Origin of the sequence: Actinotalea soli, assembly GCF_017565425.1 — a bacterium.
GTDB lineage: Bacteria > Actinomycetota > Actinomycetes > Actinomycetales > Cellulomonadaceae > Actinotalea > Actinotalea soli.
In genome coordinates, this window is the sequence record NZ_JAGEMK010000007.1 from 39,286 (window position 1) to 54,827 (window position 15,542).

Below are 15,542 nucleotides of genomic sequence, written 5' to 3' on the forward strand. Positions count from 1 at the left end.
GTGACCGACCAGCCTGCTCCCGTGCCGACCCGCCGTCGGGCGAACACCCGTGCGCGCATCCTCGACGCAGCCGCGGCTGTCTTCGCCGAGAAGGGCCTCAACGGCGCGACGGTCGACGACCTGGTGAGCGCTGCCGGGTACACCCGCGGGGCGTTCTACTCGAACTTCTCGACCAAGGAGGACGTGTTCTACGCCCTCTACGAGAAGCAGTCGGCGCTCATGGTGGGCCTGGTCCGCGACGCGGTCCAGGCCGGGGACCCGGACGAGTTCGACCTGGCAGGTCTCGGCGCCATCCTCGAGGCCCTGCGTCCCCACGCGCGGATCTGGTACCTGCTGCAGACCGAGGCCCAGCTGCACTCGATGCGCACCCCGGACAGCGGCACCCGGTTCCAGGAGCAGAGCGCCGGCTTCGAGGGGGAGATCGCCGAGATCCTCGTCGATGTGCTCGGCCGGCTCGGACGCCGCCCGACCGTCAGCTCGGTCCAGCTCGCCGACGTCCTGACCTCTCTCTACATCCGCGGGCTGGCGCGCGAGGCCCTCGCGGGCGGCCCTGCCCCGACGGGCTCAGCCTTCGTCGAGGCCACCCTGCCCGCGGTGCTCCTCGGGTTGTCGACCCCTGTGCTGAGCCCGGGGGCCCACCGCGGCTGACCGGCCTCGGTGCGCGGCGGCGGCCACGAAGGCGTCGAACCGCGGGTCCGGCGTCGGCGCCTGCCCCACGACCTCGCGCGCGGCCAGCGTGGGCGCCGTCAGGAGGGCCTCGTCGACCGGCCCGAGCAGGCCGGCCCGCACCAGGGCGAGGAGGGCGGCCCCGCTCGCGACCGGCTCCGGGGCCCCGACCCACCGTGAGGGCCACGGGCTGGTCGCGACCTTGAGGTCGGCCCAGCCCGGGACCGTGAGCGCCGGACCGCCGAGGACCACGAGCCGACCCGGGTCGCTCATGACGCCGGACCGGTCCCCCGCCGGACCCCTCACGCCGGGTTCGCGAGGCGCAGGTCCCGCCCCGTCGCTCAGCCTCCCCTGCTCGACCACCATCCATCGCGCCTGCAGGCACACCCCCTCGAGCACCGCACCGGCGAGCTCGGCCGGGCCCAAGCCGTCGACCGGGACCTCTACCGCAGGCTCTCCCGGCCCCGGGCCGAGCTCGAGGACCCGGACCCTCGCGGCGGGGTCGGGCTGCGGCGTCTGCCTGCCGGAGAGGTAGGGCAGGACGACGGGGCCCGACCGGTCCGTGCTGACCTCCGGCCACGCCGCGCCCGCCCCACCGACGCCACGGTCGGCGAGCCAGGTGAGCACCGCACCGGCACTCGAGGAACCGGCGAGGACCGCCTCGTGCCGCCCGGACACGGTCCGGACCAGGCTCATGCCGGCCAGGGCGATGCGGTCCTCGCCGTCCGCGGTGCCTGGTCGGTGGGCTCCTCGCACCGTGAGGACCGCCTCGGTGGTGCCGATCGAGTCGGCGCGGTCGCCGGGGAGCCGCACACCGCTCGCCCAGGTCCCCACCGCGTGGTCGTGCCCGGCCAGCACCACCGGCGTCCCGACGGGGACCCCTGCCGCCGTGAAGGCCTGGCCCGCGGCCCGCCACCGTCGGGCTGGACCGTCATCGGGCCGGCCGGCGGGTCGCGCACCACCCCACCCCGACCGCCCCGCGACGGCCGACGGGTCGACGACGCGGGGCAGGGTCGCGGGACGCAGGCCGACGAGTGCGAGGAGGTCCGCGTCGAAGGTCTCGGCGAGCCCCTCCCCCGGGGCAGGACGCCGGTACGCCATGGTGCGACCGGCCAGGGTGTGGTCGGTCACGAGCTCACCGGTGAGCGCCAGCACGACCAGGTCAGCGGCCCCGGCCCACCACGCCATCTGCGCGGCCACGGCAGGCTCGTGGCGGCGCAACCACTCCATGGTGGCGAGCGGGACCTTGGCGCTGGGCCGGACCCCTGTCGCGCGGAACAGCTCGAGGTAGCCATGGGCCTCGGACAGGTCACGGGCCTCGGCGACCGCGCGGCGCCCGTCCCAGCCGAGCAGGGCGGTCAGCGGGGCGCCGTCGGCGGCGAGCGGGACCCCGGTCTCTGCCATCGAGGTCACGCCGACGGCGTCCGGCCGCACCGACGCGCGGCCGAGGACCTCGCGGGTGAGCTCCACCGCACGGTCCACGAGCCCGACCGCGTCGGAGGGGGTGCGTCCCGCCACGGTGGCGAGGTCGGTGCCTCCCTCGGGCCCCCAGGCCGTGAGCACCACCTTGGTCCGGGAGGTGCCGACATCGATGCCCAGCGCGGTCGGGGTCATGCGGCCATCGTCTCAGGGGCCTTGCCCCCGGGGCCCGCCCTCGAGGACCAGGCGCACCTCAGCGCCGCGCGGGGGCGCTGCCGTGCACCACGACCACGTCCCGGCCGGCCGCCCTGGCCGCGTACAGGGCGTCGTCGGCCAGGCGCAGGAGGAGCTCCCCCGTCCCGCCGGGGGGCAGCTGGGCGACGCCGGCACTGATGGTCACGCCGATCTCGCCGTCGGCCGTCGCGATCCGCAGGGCGGCGCACCGCTCACGCCAGGTCTCGGCGCGCTCGGCGGCCGTGGTCGCGTCGGAGCCCGGGAGCAGCAGGACGAACTCCTCGCCCCCGTACCGCGCGACGGCATCGGCCTCACGCACCCCGCCGGCCAGCTCGTCGGCCACCTTGACCAGGAGCGCGTCCCCCACGGCGTGCCCATGCGTGTCGTTGACCTGCTTGAAGTGGTCGATGTCCACCATGACCGCGCTGAGCGGCGTCCCCGCGGATCCGGCGCGGACCACGGCCTCGAGGAGGACCAGCTCGAGGTGGCGTCGGTTGTACAGGCCGGTGAGGCCGTCGCGCACGGCCTGCTCGGCGAGCTCGGCGCGCAACCGCTCGAGCTCGGTCACGTCGCGCACCACCGCCACGGCGCCGACCACCTGGCGTGAGGCCATGATGCGGTTGACGCGGACCTCGTAGGACCGTCCGTCGGGGGCGCGGACCGTGCGGGCAGGCTGGCCCTCGAGCGGCACCCCACCGACCACGGCCCCCTCGAAGACCACGCGGATGTCGGCAGGCACCAGCTCCGACCATCGTGCGCCGATGAGGCTCTCCCGGCGCCGCGGTGACGCGCGGGTCAGCAGCCGCACCCCAGCCGGGTTGACGTCCAGGACGCGGCCCTCGGGGTCGAGCACCATGACGGCGTCCGTCAGGGCGGCCAGCACCTGCCGCGTCGAGAGCGGCACCAGGCCAGCAGGTTCGCCGTACCTCTCGACCCAGAACCAGATCCCGGCGGTCACGAGGAAGAGGCTCGGGGCGAGGTCGACCGTGACGCCGTCGGGGCGCCACAGCAGGCTCACCACGCTCCCCGCGAAGGGCACCAGGCCCCCCACCAGGGCCACCGCGTAGACGCGCCGGTGGCCGGCCACCGCCCGGGACATGGCCCGCACGACCAGGGCGCCCGCCAGCACGAGGAGGAGGTAGCTGTAGACCGCGTGCGCCACGAAGAGCGGGCCGAGCTCGGTCACGAGACGCCCGTCGAGCCGCTGGCCGACGCTGCGGTAGAGCAGGCCGTGGCTGCGGTCGGTGAGCACGACGACGACGAGCAGGACCGGCTCGACGGCGAGGAGCGCGGCGACGCGGTGGTCCAGGACCGACCGCCACCCTGCGAGCACCATGAGGTACCAGAACCCCGACGCCGTGACCAGGGCCACCGCCGGGTAGACCGCGTAGTCGAGGGCGAGGGTCACGTCCGGGTCCGTCGCGAGGGTCGAGGCGCTGCGCACCACGGCCCAGACGACGCAGCCGACGAGAGTCAGGACCAGGGGGCGGGCCAGCGGCGACCCCGCACGGCGGCGCCACACCAGCCCGGCGGTGAGCCCCGCGAGCCCTGCTCCGAGCAGGTTCAGCACAGCCAGCACCGTGTGCATCAGCCGTCCTCCCCGTCATCCCCAGGTTGTCATCGGCAGACGAGGGCCCGAGGTGTAGGCCGAGAACGCGGCGGGGTGCGGCGAGGACCCGGACGGCCGGGACCCTGCGGGACGATCCTGCCCGGCTGGTTCCACCACGACCGGGCGAGACCGGTGATCGCTACCGCGCCGGACCGCCGCCCCGCAGCAGCTGCTCGAACGGGGTCGGGTCGTCGAAGGAGTCGACGGCGGGCGGACGCGAGGAGGACAGGACCACGTCGGCGAGCTCACGCGCGGCGCGCTGGACGCGGTCGGCGAGGGGGGCGACGTCGTCGTCCTGCCGGACGCCCTGGCTGTGGCCGAAGTCGTCCGTCGCGGCGAACACCCCCGTCGGCACCACGACGGCACGGAGGTAGGCGAACAGCGGCCGCAGTGCGTGGTCGACGGCCAAGGAGTGACGCGCGGTGCCCGCCGTGGCGCCGAGCAGCACCGGGTGGCCGGCCAGCGCCCCCTCGGGCAGCACGTCGATGAAGTTCTTGAACAACCCCGTGAAGGTGCCGCTGTAGATCGGCGTCACAGCCACCAGGCCGTCGGAGCCCTGGACCGCGTCCAGCGCGACCTGCAGCTCGGGCGAGGCGAACCCCGTGTGGAGCATGTTCGTCAGGTCGTGCGCGTGGTCGCGCAGCTCGACCAGCTCGACCGACGCCACGGCCCCGCGGTCCCCGAGAGCGCGGCCCACCGCCTCCCCGAGGCGATCGGCCAGCAGGCGCGTGCTCGACGGGTTGCGCAGCCCGGCCGAGACGACGGCGATGCGCCGGCGCAGCGGCTCGTCGATCCCCGTCATCGGACGGGGGCCGGGGCACGCCCGGTGACGGCGTCGGTGTCCGCGTAGACCGTGACGTCGCGAGGACCGCCGGCCGCCTCGACGAGGGTGGAGTGCACCGGCGCGTCCGGGACGTGCGGGGGACGCCCCACGGCCATCTCCTTGCGCAGCACGGGCACCACCTCGGTGCCGAGGAGCTCGATCTGCTCGAGAACGGTGTCGAGGGGAAGGCCTGCGTGGTCGATGAGGAACAGCTGGCGCTGGTAGTCGCCCACGTGGTCGCGCATCGCCGCGTAGCGGTCGATCACCTGCTGCGGGCTGCCGACCGTGAGGGGGGTCTGCTCGGTGAAGTCCTCCATCGACGGGCCGTGCCCGTACACGGGGGCGTTGTCGAAGTAGGGGCGGAACTCGTTCCACGCGGCCTGCGAGCTCTTGCGCATGAACACCTGCCCGCCGAGGCCGACGATCGCCTGGTCGGCGCTGCCGTGGCCGTAGTGCTCGAAGCGCCGGCGGTACAGGCCGACCATCTGCTTGGTGTGGTGGATCGGCCAGAAGATGTTGTTGTGGAAGAAGCCGTCGCCGTAGTAGGCGGCCTGCTCGGCGATCTCCGGGCTCCGGATCGAGCCGTGCCACACGAAGGGAGGCACGCCGTCGAGCGGACGCGGGGTCGAGGTGAAGGACTGCAGCGGCGTGCGCAGCTTGCCCTCCCAGTCGACGACGTCCTCGCGCCACAACCGGTGCAGCAACGCGTAGTTCTCGATCGCGAGCGGGATGCCGTTGCGGATGTCCTGCCCGAACCACGGGTAGACCGGCCCGGTGTTGCCGCGCCCCATCATGAGGTCGACGCGGCCGCCCGAGAGGTGCTGGAGCATCGCGTAGTCCTCGGCGATCTTGACCGGGTCGTTGGTCGTGATCAGCGTGGTCGCGGTCGAGAGCTGGAGCCGCTCGGTCCGCGCGGCGATGTAACCCAGCAGCGTGGTGGGCGAGGACGGGACGAACGGCGGGTTGTGGTGCTCCCCCGAGGCGAAGACGTCGAGCCCGACCTCCTCGGCCTTGAGCGCGATCCGCACCATGGCGTCGATGCGCTCCCCCTCGGTGGGGATGCGGCCGTTCGTCGGGTCACGCGTGACGTCACCGACGCTGAAGATTCCGAACTGCATGATGGCTCCCGACTCGAGGTTCGTACAACATTCAACCATTCACCGGCGAGAACCGCGAGTCCCCCGGGGCTATTCCTCGCCGTCGGAGCGCTGGCTCCGAAGCAGGCCCCGGAGGTACGAGGCCTGACCCACGTGCTGGAGGTCGTCGCTGATGACGCTGATGAGCCGCACCCCCAGGGTCACGGGCGGGTCCCAGGCCTCGTCCACCACGCGGTCCAGGTCACGGGAGCCCACGCCCCGGAGCAGCTCGACCGTGCGGGCGTGCACGGCCTCGTGGTACCCGGCGAGGAGCTCGGCGGAGGCCCTGACCGCCTCGACCTCGGCGGGGCCGTGGCCGAAGCCGGTGTCCAGACGCGGCAGGTCCAGCCCGAAGCGGTCCCCCCAGCCCTCGGTCCACACCTGCCCCTGGTCGAAGGCGTCGGCGACGTGGTCGTCCTGCACCCTGCTCAGGTGCCACACGAGCCAGGCGATCGTGTTGGCCCCCGGCGCCGGTGCGCGGTCCAGGTCCGCCGACGCGATGCCGTCGAGGACCGCGACCACCTCCTCCCGCACCCGCTCGAACCCGTCTGCCAGGATCTCTCGCACGTCCACGCGTGCACCGCCTCTCCGTCGCGCCCGGGCCCATCCCCGCGCTCTGCCCGTCAGCCTTCCATCCGGGCCCCGTGACGGCAGCGTGGCCCCTGACAGCACGGGCCGCCACGTGCCAGGATGTCGCGATGGCGACCGCAGGGGGCGGCCCGCAGGACGGCACCCGCCCGGCTCCCGGACCACCCTTCGAGGAGACCCTCGAGGCCCCGGACCTCGACCCCGGCTACGCGTCGTGGTCCCGGCGCGTGGTGGCGCACCTGCTCGACGGCGCGATCCTCGGGTCCATCGGGGTGCTGGCTGCCGGCGGCCTCGACGGCGCGGAGAGCCGTGTGATCGCACTCACCCCCGGGCTGGGACCGAGCCCGTGGCTCGACGCCCCCGTGCTGTGGGTGGCGGCCCTCCTGCTCCTCACGATGCAGGCCTACGTGGGCAGCACCCCCGGCAAGCTCGTCGTCGGCATCTGCGTCGTCGACCTCGACGAGGAGCGGCCGATCGGCCTGCTGCGCACCCTGGGGCGCTGGGTGACCCACGTCCTCGACTCGATCCTGCTCGTCGGGTACGTGCGACCGCTCTGGCACCCACAGAACCAGACCTACGCCGACACCCTGCTGCGGACCGTGGTCCTCCAGACCAGCACGCCGCGGCCGCACCCGTGGCTCGCCGGCCGAGGCACCGAGGCGTGGCGACGTCCGCTGACCTTCGCGGCCGGCGCGCTGTGCCTGGTCGCGCTCGCCGTCTCCTGCGGCCCGTCGGGCGAGCGCACGAGCAACGAGATCGCCCCTGACGCCCGGAGGGTCGTGCTGCCGGTCTCGGGGAACCTGGTCGAGGGGTTCGGCAAGCACTGGGGCTGACGGGTCGCGATGCGCACCGGCACGGAGGAGCTCGGCACGTGCGGCGGGCGGGCCCCCCTCACGACGTGACGGGCGGGGCCGCGGGGTGCCACGTGATCTGCGGCGAGCGGTACCAGGCCAGACCAGCTCGGTCCCATGCCGCGGCGACCGTCGGCACCCGCGCCGCGAAGCCTGCCCAGTCGCGCCGGTGCTGCGGCGTCCAGGCGACCTCGGCCACGGCCGCGAGGCGGGGCAGCAGCATGTGGAAGAGATCCCCCGGGGTGCGCAGCGTCTCGGACCAGAGGGCCGCCTCCACCCCCCGCACCCGCTCGGCAGGCAGGGGAAGCACCAGGTCCGGGTCCCAGTCGTAGCTGTCGCGCACCTCGACGTGCCCGGCCCACTCGAGGCCGAGAGCGGTCGTGGCGTCGTACTTGAGGTCGAGGTAGGTGCGGCTCGCCGGGGACATCACGACGTCGGCCCCCGCGAGCGCCGCGGCCACCACGGGACCCGGGTCCTGCTCCGAGGTCCAGTACTGGACCGCGCTGCCCGGGCCGAGGCTCAGCCGGGCCAGCTCCTGCCACCCGACCACCTCCTTGCCCGCGGCCCGCAGGATCTCCGCCGCGCGGGTCACGAGCACGCGGTACTCCTCGGGGTCGCTCGCCAGGGCCTCGTCCCCGCCCAGGTGCACCCACGGCCCCGGGGTCATGGCAGCGACGTCGTCCAGCACGTCGACGAGGAAGGCGTCGGTCGCCGGCAGGGTCGCGTCGAGCCGCGAGAACCCCACCTCGATCCCCGTGTAGGGCGGCGCGGCCTGCCCCGAGGGGTTGAGCTCGGGGCACGCGTGCAGCGCGGCGTTGACGTGCCCCGGCAGGTCGATCTCGGGCACGACGACGACCCCGCGCTCCGCCGCGTACGCCACGAGGCCCGCGTACTCCTCGACCGTCAGGAACCCCGCCGGGCCTCCGTCGACCGCGGTGCCACCGGACCTGGCCGTGAGCTCGGGGCGCGAGGGGATCTCCAGGCGCCACCCCTGGTCGTCCGTGAGGTGCAGGTGCAGCACCCCGAGCTTGAGGGAGGCCATGACGTCGATGACGGTACGGACGGTCGCCGGACCGTGGAAGCGTCGCGCGAGGTCCAGGCTGAGCCCGCGCCACGGGTACCGCGGGGCGTCGACCACCTGGCAGGCGGCGATCCGGGACAGGGGGTGCTGGACGAGCTGCGCGAGCGTCGCGAGGCCGTGGAGCAGGCCGGTGCGCTCCCGTGCGACGAGATCGACCTCCCCCGGGACCACGCGTAGCGCGTAGGCGCCGGGCACCGGGCGCAGGGCCGCGCCGCACGTCGGGGCCGTCTCACCGGCACGTCCCTGATCCTCCACGCGCACGCGGATCCGCGGGCGCCCCTCGCCGGCCGAACCCACCCCAGCGCCAGGCCCGTCGGAGACCTCGACCTCGAGCGCCAGGCCCGCCCCGACCAGGGCTCCGAGACGGGAGGCGAGACGCCGGCCGACCTCGTCCCCCGCGCGGTCGACCTCGACGACGGTCTCGGCGGTGAGCGTGAACGGAGGGAGGTCGAGCACCTCGACGTGCTCCGGGAGCGGGACCAGGGGCAGGGTCACGGGGACCTCCGAGGGTGTCAGGGACGAGGCGTGAGGTGCGGTCCGCGGCGCGCACCGAGCGTCGTCGCACGGGGTCGTCGCGGGCTGCGGGGCGGTCGCGTCACGGCTGGATCACGGTGTGATCACGACCACAGAACGACCTTGACACAGAATAGTAAGGAAGGTCTACTAACAAATATGTCGACCCAGGCGCTCCGCCCCACGGGCAAGGTCCTGCCCGAGCACGCCCGCGCCCATCACCGGTCGATGGTGCTCCAGCACCTGTTCCACACCGGGCCTGTCTCGCGGGCCGACCTCGCCCGGGCGACCGGCCTGACCAGGGTCACGATCTCCGACCTGGTGACCTCCCTGCAGACCGACGGTCTCGTGACCGAGCTCGGTGCCGCACCGGGGGGCCGCGTGGGCAAGCCCGCGACCCTCGTCGGCCTGCGAGACGACGCGTTCCAGGTGGTCGCGGTCGACCTCACCGACGACGAGCACATGCACGGAGCCGTGCTCGACGTCTTCGGCACCGTCGTGGAGCGTCGCAGCACCCCCTTGGACGGGCGCACCGGGGACGCCGTCGTCGAGGCCCTCATCGGCCTGTGCCGGGACCTCGTCGCCCTCGCCACCTACCGGGTGCTAGGCGTCGGAGTGGCCTCCCCCGGGGTCATCGACGCCTCGGGCACGGTGCTCGAGGCACCCAACCGGGCCTGGTACGAGGTCCCCCTCGCGGCCCTCGTGAGCGAGGCGCTCGGGCTGCCCGTGCACGTGGGCAACGACGCGAACGCCGCGGTGCTGGGCGAGCTCACCTACGGCGGGGCCTCCCCCGACGGGCTGCTCGCCCTCACCGTGGGCGAGGGCGTCGGGGCCGGGATCGTCCTGGACGGGCGCCTGGTCGCCGGCCACCGCCACGCCGCGGGCGAGCTCGGGCACGTGACCGTGGTCGACGACCGAGACGACGTCGACGACGCCCCGCTCGGCCAGGCGCAGACCTGCGCCTGCGGACGGCGCGGCTGCCTGGAGACGGTGCTCTCGGTCCCCGCCCTGCGCCGTCGCGTGGCCGGGCTGGAGGAGCGGGCGGCGGCCGTCGCCCTCGCATCGGTCGGCCGCCGGCTGGGGATCGTGCTGGCGCCCGTGGTGAGCGCCCTCAACCTCGCGGACGTGGTCATGAGCGGCCCGGCCGAGCTCCTGGCGGGGCCCTTGCGCGACACCGCCCTCGCGACCCTCCGCGAGCGCACCATGCCGGTCATCAGCGAGGGGCTGTCGCTGCGGATGACCACGCTCGGCGAGGACGGTGCCCTCAGCGGGGCGGCCGTCCTCGTGCTGTCCGGTCAGCTCGGGGTCTCGTGAGGACCCCGAGCCGACCACCTGCAGGTCGGAGAACACAACCCTCAGACGACGCTCGTCGCGCCGTCTCGCCTCGGGAAGGAACCCCCACCATGTCCATCGTACGGAGCAGCAGGATCGCCCTGCCCCTCGTCGCCGTGCTCGCCCTCACGGCGTGCGCAGGCGACGCCGAGACCACCCCCGAGGGGCCCGACGACACGGCCAGCACGCCCGAGGCCGCCGAGATCCGCCTCTGGCTCAACGGCACCGACACCCCGCAGGAGCTGCGGGACTACCTGACCGAGACCTTCGCGGCCGAGAACCCCGGCTCGACCCTGGTCATCGAGGAGCAGGACTGGAACGGCCTGGTCCCGCGCCTGCAGACCGCCCTCGCCTCGGAGCAGCAGTCCCCGGACGTCGTCGAGATCGGCAACACCCAGGCGCCGACCTTCGCCTACGCGGGGGCCTTCGCCGACCTGACCGACCTGTACGAGGAGGTCGGCGGGGAGGACCTGCTCCAGGGCTTCGTCGAGGCCGGCTCGGTCGACGGTGCCGTGTACGCCCTCCCCTACTACTCGGGGGCCCGCGCGGTGTTCTACCGCGCGGACCTGTTCGAGGCCGCCGGGGTCGCCGAACCGACGACGCTCGCGGAGTTCACCGACGCGGCCATCGCCCTGCAGGAGGCCAACCCCGAGGGCACCGCCAACTTCTCCGGGTTCTGGTTCCCCGGGCAGGACTGGTACAACGGCACCGCCTGGGTCTACACGCACGGCGGGGACCTCGCGGTCCAGGAGGGCGACCAATGGGTCGGCGCCCTCTCGAGCCCCGAGTCCCAGGAGGGGCTCGCCGAGGTGCAGCGACTCTTCACCGAGGCGACCAACGCCCCGCGCGACGCCGACTCCAACGAGCCGTGGGTGCCCTTCAACAACGGTGAGGCCGGGATGTTCTCGGCCCCGACCTGGGCGCGCTGGAGCATCGACCTCCCCGAGTGCAACGAGGGCGTCGACCCCGAGGACACCTCCCCCGAGGCCGAGGAGGCCCGCGCGGCCCAGGCCGCCTGCAACGACGAGCACACCGGCGTCTTCGCCCTGCCGGGGCTCACCGAGGGCGAGGCGGCGACAGTCTTCGCCGGCGGCTCCAACATCGCGATCCCGACCAACTCCCAGCACCCTGAGCTCGCGCGGAGCCTGCTCGAGATCATGTTCGCCGAGGAGTACCAGACGATGCTCGCCGAGAACGGGCTCATCCCGGCCAACAGCCAGTACGCCGACGCCCTGGGCGACGACGAGTACGCCACGGCCGCCCTGGACGCCGCCCTGGGCGCGAAGCTGACCCCGGCCGCCGAGAGCTGGGCCGACGTCGAGGGCGCGCGCCTGCTCGAGGACTTCTTCCAGCAGGTGGCCAACGGCGCAGACCCGGCCGAGGCCGCCGCCGAGACCGACCGTCTCATCGCGGACACCCTCAACTGAGGCACGGGGCGCGCCGGGGCCCCGGCGCGCCCCGGTGCGCTCTGCGCCACCGGACCTGCCCGCGCCCCCCCGCGCTGCATGCTCGCTCAGCCCCTACCCGTCGTCGGAGCCCCGAGGAACCCGTATGCCCGCCGCCCGCAGCACCCCCGTGCCGGCGCTCCCAGCGCCACCTGCGCCGGTCGCCCCGGCCCCAGGGGTCGCCCCCGGTGGTCGCCGCCGCCGCCGCCGTCCCGCGAACCTCGGCGTCTACCTGCTGCTCGTCCCCGCGGCGATCCCCGTGCTGGTCGGGCTCGGGTACCCCCTGGCCCGGCAGTTCGTCATCTCCTTCCAGGAGTACGGCCTCGCGCAGCAGTTCGGCCGCCCGGCGGAGTGGGTCGGCCTCGACAACTACGTCACCCTGCTGACCGACCCGTACGTCTGGGGGGTGATCGCGAGGTCGGTGGCCTTCTGCCTGGTCAACGCCGCGCTGACGATGACGCTCGGGATGGCCCTCGCCGTGCTCATGAGGTCGGTCGGCCGGGCGGCTCGGCTCACGCTCCAGGTCGGGATGCTGCTCGCGTGGGGCACCCCGGTCCTGGCGACCACGACGGTCTGGCAGTGGCTCTTCGACTCCCAGTACGGGGTGATCAACTGGCTGCTGGCCGAGCCGCTCGGCGTCACCGGGATGAGGTACCACTCGTGGCTCATCGAGCCCGCGTCCTTCTACCTGGTCGCCACGGTGATCGTGGTGTGGATGAGTGTGCCCTTCGTGGTGTTCACGGTCTACGCGGGGCTGCTCCAGGTTCCCGGGGAGACCATGGAGGCCGCCCAGCTCGACGGGGCCAGCGGCCGGCAGCGCTTCTGGCTCATCACCATCCCGATGATCAAGCCGGTGCTGTTCGTCGTGGCCCTGCTCCAGGTCATCTGGGACCTGCGGGTCTTCACCCAGATCCACGTCCTGCAGAGGGCGGGCGCACCGACCCGCGAGACCCACCTGCTGGGGACCTACATCTACTCGCTCGCCAAGGAGTTCTCGATGGCCGGTGCCATGGCCACGATCATGCTCGTCCTGACCCTCGCGCTGACCTGGTTCTACATCCGGCGCATGCTGCGCGAGGAGGAGATGTGAGCGCCCCCGCCGCAGCCCCGCAGCGCGCCGGCGCACCGGTGGGCTCCCGGTCCCCGCACCCGCCCGGCCCTGACCGGGTCACCCAGGGCGGGCGCGGCAGGCGTCGCCGGGCCCGGGCCGGCCGCGGAGCCCTGGGCGCCGTCGCCGTCGCCGTCGCCCTGCTCTGGGTCTTCCCGATCTACTGGATGATCTCGAGCGCCTTCCTGCCGACCAACCGGCTGCGCACCCCCGAGCCGACCTTCATCCCGCTCGACGGCACCCTCGCGAACTTCCGTCGCGTGCTGGGCGACCCGACCTTCTTCTCCTCGTTCCGGGTCTCGTTGGCCGTCACGGGGCTCACGCTCGTCGCCGCGATCCTCTTCGCCTTCCTCGCGGCCCTGGCGCTCAGCCGGTTCCGCTTCCGGGGTCGACGCTCCTTCGTGGTGGCCGTCCTCGTGGTCCAGATGATCCCGGCCGAGGCGCTCTTCATCTCCCAGTACCAGATGCTCGACACCTGGCAGCTGGTCAACTCGGTGCTGGGCCTGACGATCGTCTACGTCGCGGCGATCCTGCCCTTCACGATCTGGATGCTGCGCGGGTTCGTCGCGGGGGTGCCGATCGAGCTCGAGGAGGCCGCGATGGTCGACGGCCTCTCGCGCACCGGCGCCTTCTTCCGGATCACCTTCCCCCTGCTCGCCCCCGGGCTCGTGGCCTCGGGGGTCTACGGGTTCCTCCAGGCGTGGAACGAGTACACCCTGGCCCTGGTCGTGATGACCGACCCCGCACGCCGGACGCTTCCCCTGTGGCTGCAGGGGTTGGTCGAGGCCAACCGGGCCACCGACTGGGGCGTGGTCATGGCCGGGGCCACCCTCATCGCGGTGCCGGTGATCGTGTTCTTCCTCGTGGTGCAGCACCGCATGACCGCGGGGCTCGTCGCCGGGGCGGTCAAGGGATGACGGCCCGCCCGATCGCCCCCGGCACGTGGACCGTGGGCCTGGACATCGGCGGCACCAAGGTGCACGGGGTGCTGCTCGACGAGGACGGGACTCTCGCCTCGACCGTGCGGCTGCCCACCGGGACGGGCGTCACCGGGGTGGTGGCCTCAGCCGCCCAGGCGGTCGAGCGGCTCGCGGCCGACCGATGCCTCGAGCTGGGCGAGGTCGCGGCCGTGGGCGTGGGCGTCCCCGGGGTGGTCGACCCGGGCAGCGGCGTCGTGGCCCACGCCGTCAACCTCGGCATCGCGGGCGAGGTCCGCCTGGCGGCCCTGCTGACCGCCCGGCTCGGCGGGGTGCCCGTCAACGTCGAGAACGACCTCAACGCCGCTGCGCTCGGCGCCTCGGTCGGACGCGGCCCCCGCGGCGACCTCGCGTTCCTCGCCCTGGGGACGGGGCTGGCCGCAGGTCTCGTGCTCGACGGCGCGGTGCGGCGCGGGATCAGCGGGGCCGCCGGAGAGGTGGGTCACCTGCCCTACGTCCCCGACGGCCCGCGGTGCGCCTGCGGGCAGCACGGCTGCCTCGAGCTCTACGCCTCGGGGTCTGCCCTCGAGGCCCGCTGGGGGTCCCGGACCGGCCGGCCGGCTGCCGTCGAGGTCTTCGAGGCCGCCGCGGCGGGCGACCCCGAGGCCGTCGGGGTACGGGACGCCTTCGCCGACGCGGTCGCGACCGCCGTCCGGGTGCTCGCGCTGACCTGCGACGTCGAGCACGTCGTGCTGGGCGGCGGGGTCGCCGGACTGGGCGAGCCGCTGCGCGAGGCGGTGGTCGCGGCCCTCGAGCGGCACGCGGCCTCGTCCCCCTTCCTGCGCAGCCTGGACCTCGGCTCCCGCCTCGAGGTCGCGCACGACGAGCACGTGGCCGCGATCGGCGCCGCGCTGGCGGCGGCCCGGGCCGGGGCACCGGAGGTGGTCGGCTCATGGAGGTCGTGATCTGCGACTCGCGCGCGACCCAGGCCAGGCTCGCGGCCGACGCCGTCGAGCGCCTGGTACGCGGTCGCGCCGCGCAGGACCGCGGCGTCGTCCTGGGCCTGGCGACCGGCTCGAGCCCGCTCGCCGTGTACGACGAGCTCGCCCGTCGCCACGGCGAGGAGGGCCTCAGCCTCAGCCACGCACGGGCCTTCCTGCTCGACGAGTACGTCGGTCTCCCCGCCGACCACCCCGAGCGGTACCGGGCGGTGATCGACCGCGAGCTGGTGCGCCGGACCGACCTCGACCCCGCGGCCGTGCACGGACCCGATGGCGCCGCCGAGGACCTTCCCGCGGCCTGCGCCCGCTTCGAGGCGGCCATCACCACGGCCGGGGGCGTCGACCTCCAGCTCCTGGGGGTCGGGACCGACGGGCACGTGGCCTTCAACGAGCCCGGCTCCTCGCTCGGCTCGCGCACCCGGCTCAAGACCCTCACCGCGCAGACCCGTCAGGACAACGCGCGCTTCTTCGGCGGCCGACCCGATGCCGTGCCGCAGCACGTCCTGACCCAGGGGCTCGGGACGATCCTCGAGGCCAGGCACCTGGTGCTGCTCGCCCAGGGCGCCGCCAAGGGCGAGGCGGTGCGGCAGCTGGTCGAGGGGGCCGTGAGCGCTCGGTGGCCTGCGACCGTCCTGCAGCACCACCCGCACCTGACGGTCCTGCTCGACGCGGACGCGGCCGGCCGGCTCGAGCTCGCCGACCACTACCGCGAGGCATGGGCCGCCAAGCCCGCGTGGCAGGCTCTGTGACCTGCCGCGCCAAACGCGGGGTGCGGCCCCTTCGCGTACGGCATCTCGGCGTTCTCCGAGGTCCTCGACG

Annotated in this window: 14 protein-coding genes; 8 read left to right on the forward strand and 6 right to left on the reverse strand. The window is 74.1% G+C overall.

Annotation, left to right across the window (positions count from 1 at the left end; genetic code table 11):
• Window positions 1-648, forward strand: coding sequence for a TetR/AcrR family transcriptional regulator (locus tag J4G33_RS12700; RefSeq protein ID WP_307793885.1), 648 nt, complete (start codon window positions 1-3; stop codon window positions 646-648).
• On the opposite strand, the gene J4G33_RS12705 is transcribed toward J4G33_RS12700, so the two are convergent.
• From J4G33_RS12705 to J4G33_RS12725, 5 genes are all read right to left on the reverse strand, one after another.
• A complete protein-coding gene (locus tag J4G33_RS12705) occupies window positions 565-2,280 on the reverse strand; it encodes an FGGY-family carbohydrate kinase (RefSeq protein WP_208056357.1) in 1,716 nt (571 codons plus the stop codon). The two genes, J4G33_RS12700 and J4G33_RS12705, sit on opposite strands and share 84 nt — an antisense overlap.
• Window positions 2,281-2,338: 58 nt before the next feature.
• A complete protein-coding gene (locus J4G33_RS12710; protein ID WP_208056358.1) occupies window positions 2,339-3,907 on the reverse strand; it encodes a histidine kinase N-terminal 7TM domain-containing diguanylate cyclase in 1,569 nt (522 codons plus the stop codon).
• A gap of 160 nt (window positions 3,908-4,067) precedes the next feature.
• A complete protein-coding gene (locus tag J4G33_RS12715; protein WP_208056359.1) occupies window positions 4,068-4,730 on the reverse strand; it encodes an FMN reductase in 663 nt (220 codons plus the stop codon).
• Window positions 4,727-5,869 carry an LLM class flavin-dependent oxidoreductase gene (locus tag J4G33_RS12720; protein ID WP_208056360.1) on the reverse strand — a complete coding sequence of 381 codons (1,143 nt, stop codon included), beginning with the start codon at window positions 5,867-5,869 and terminating at the stop codon, window positions 4,727-4,729. Before J4G33_RS12720 ends, J4G33_RS12715 begins: the two co-directional genes overlap by 4 nt.
• Window positions 5,870-5,938: 69 nt before the next feature.
• The gene (locus J4G33_RS12725) at window positions 5,939-6,460 is read right to left on the reverse strand and encodes a mycothiol transferase (protein ID WP_208056361.1); all 522 of its coding nucleotides are present in this window, start codon (window positions 6,458-6,460) and stop codon (window positions 5,939-5,941) included.
• Between the two features lie 125 nt (window positions 6,461-6,585).
• On the opposite strand from J4G33_RS12725, the gene J4G33_RS12730 reads away from it, so the two are divergent.
• Window positions 6,586-7,308 (forward strand): RDD family protein, encoded by a 723-nt coding sequence (locus tag J4G33_RS12730; protein ID WP_208056362.1) that lies wholly within the window; start codon window positions 6,586-6,588, stop codon window positions 7,306-7,308.
• A gap of 58 nt (window positions 7,309-7,366) precedes the next feature.
• Here the strand turns inward: J4G33_RS12730 and J4G33_RS12735 are convergent, their stop codons facing one another.
• Window positions 7,367-8,902: a beta-N-acetylhexosaminidase gene (locus J4G33_RS12735; RefSeq protein ID WP_307793886.1), complete on the reverse strand. Its 1,536-nt coding sequence runs from the start codon at window positions 8,900-8,902 to the stop codon at window positions 7,367-7,369.
• Between the two features lie 177 nt (window positions 8,903-9,079).
• Between J4G33_RS12735 and J4G33_RS12740 the strand changes: the two genes are divergently transcribed.
• The 6 genes from J4G33_RS12740 to nagB all read left to right on the forward strand — a co-directional run bounded on the left by J4G33_RS12740 (window position 9,080) and on the right by nagB (window position 15,472).
• Entirely contained in the window at window positions 9,080-10,234 is a 1,155-nt protein-coding gene (locus J4G33_RS12740; RefSeq protein WP_208056363.1) for an ROK family transcriptional regulator, read from the forward strand.
• An 89-nt stretch (window positions 10,235-10,323) separates the two neighbouring features.
• Window positions 10,324-11,679, forward strand: a complete 1,356-nt coding sequence (locus tag J4G33_RS12745) for an extracellular solute-binding protein (protein ID WP_208056364.1) — start codon at window positions 10,324-10,326, stop codon at window positions 11,677-11,679.
• 124 nt (window positions 11,680-11,803) lie between these two features.
• Window positions 11,804-12,787, forward strand: coding sequence for a carbohydrate ABC transporter permease (locus tag J4G33_RS12750; protein ID WP_208056365.1), 984 nt, complete (start codon window positions 11,804-11,806; stop codon window positions 12,785-12,787).
• Entirely contained in the window at window positions 12,784-13,722 is a 939-nt protein-coding gene (locus J4G33_RS12755; protein WP_372435066.1) for a carbohydrate ABC transporter permease, read from the forward strand. The genes J4G33_RS12750 and J4G33_RS12755 overlap by 4 nt, the downstream gene beginning before the upstream one ends.
• Window positions 13,719-14,687, forward strand: a complete 969-nt coding sequence (locus tag J4G33_RS12760) for an ROK family protein (RefSeq protein ID WP_208056366.1) — start codon at window positions 13,719-13,721, stop codon at window positions 14,685-14,687. The genes J4G33_RS12755 and J4G33_RS12760 overlap by 4 nt, the downstream gene beginning before the upstream one ends.
• Window positions 14,675-15,472 carry a glucosamine-6-phosphate deaminase gene (gene nagB, locus J4G33_RS12765; protein ID WP_208056367.1) on the forward strand — a complete coding sequence of 266 codons (798 nt, stop codon included), beginning with the start codon at window positions 14,675-14,677 and terminating at the stop codon, window positions 15,470-15,472. Before J4G33_RS12760 ends, nagB begins: the two co-directional genes overlap by 13 nt.
• Window positions 15,473-15,542 lie beyond the last annotated feature (70 nt).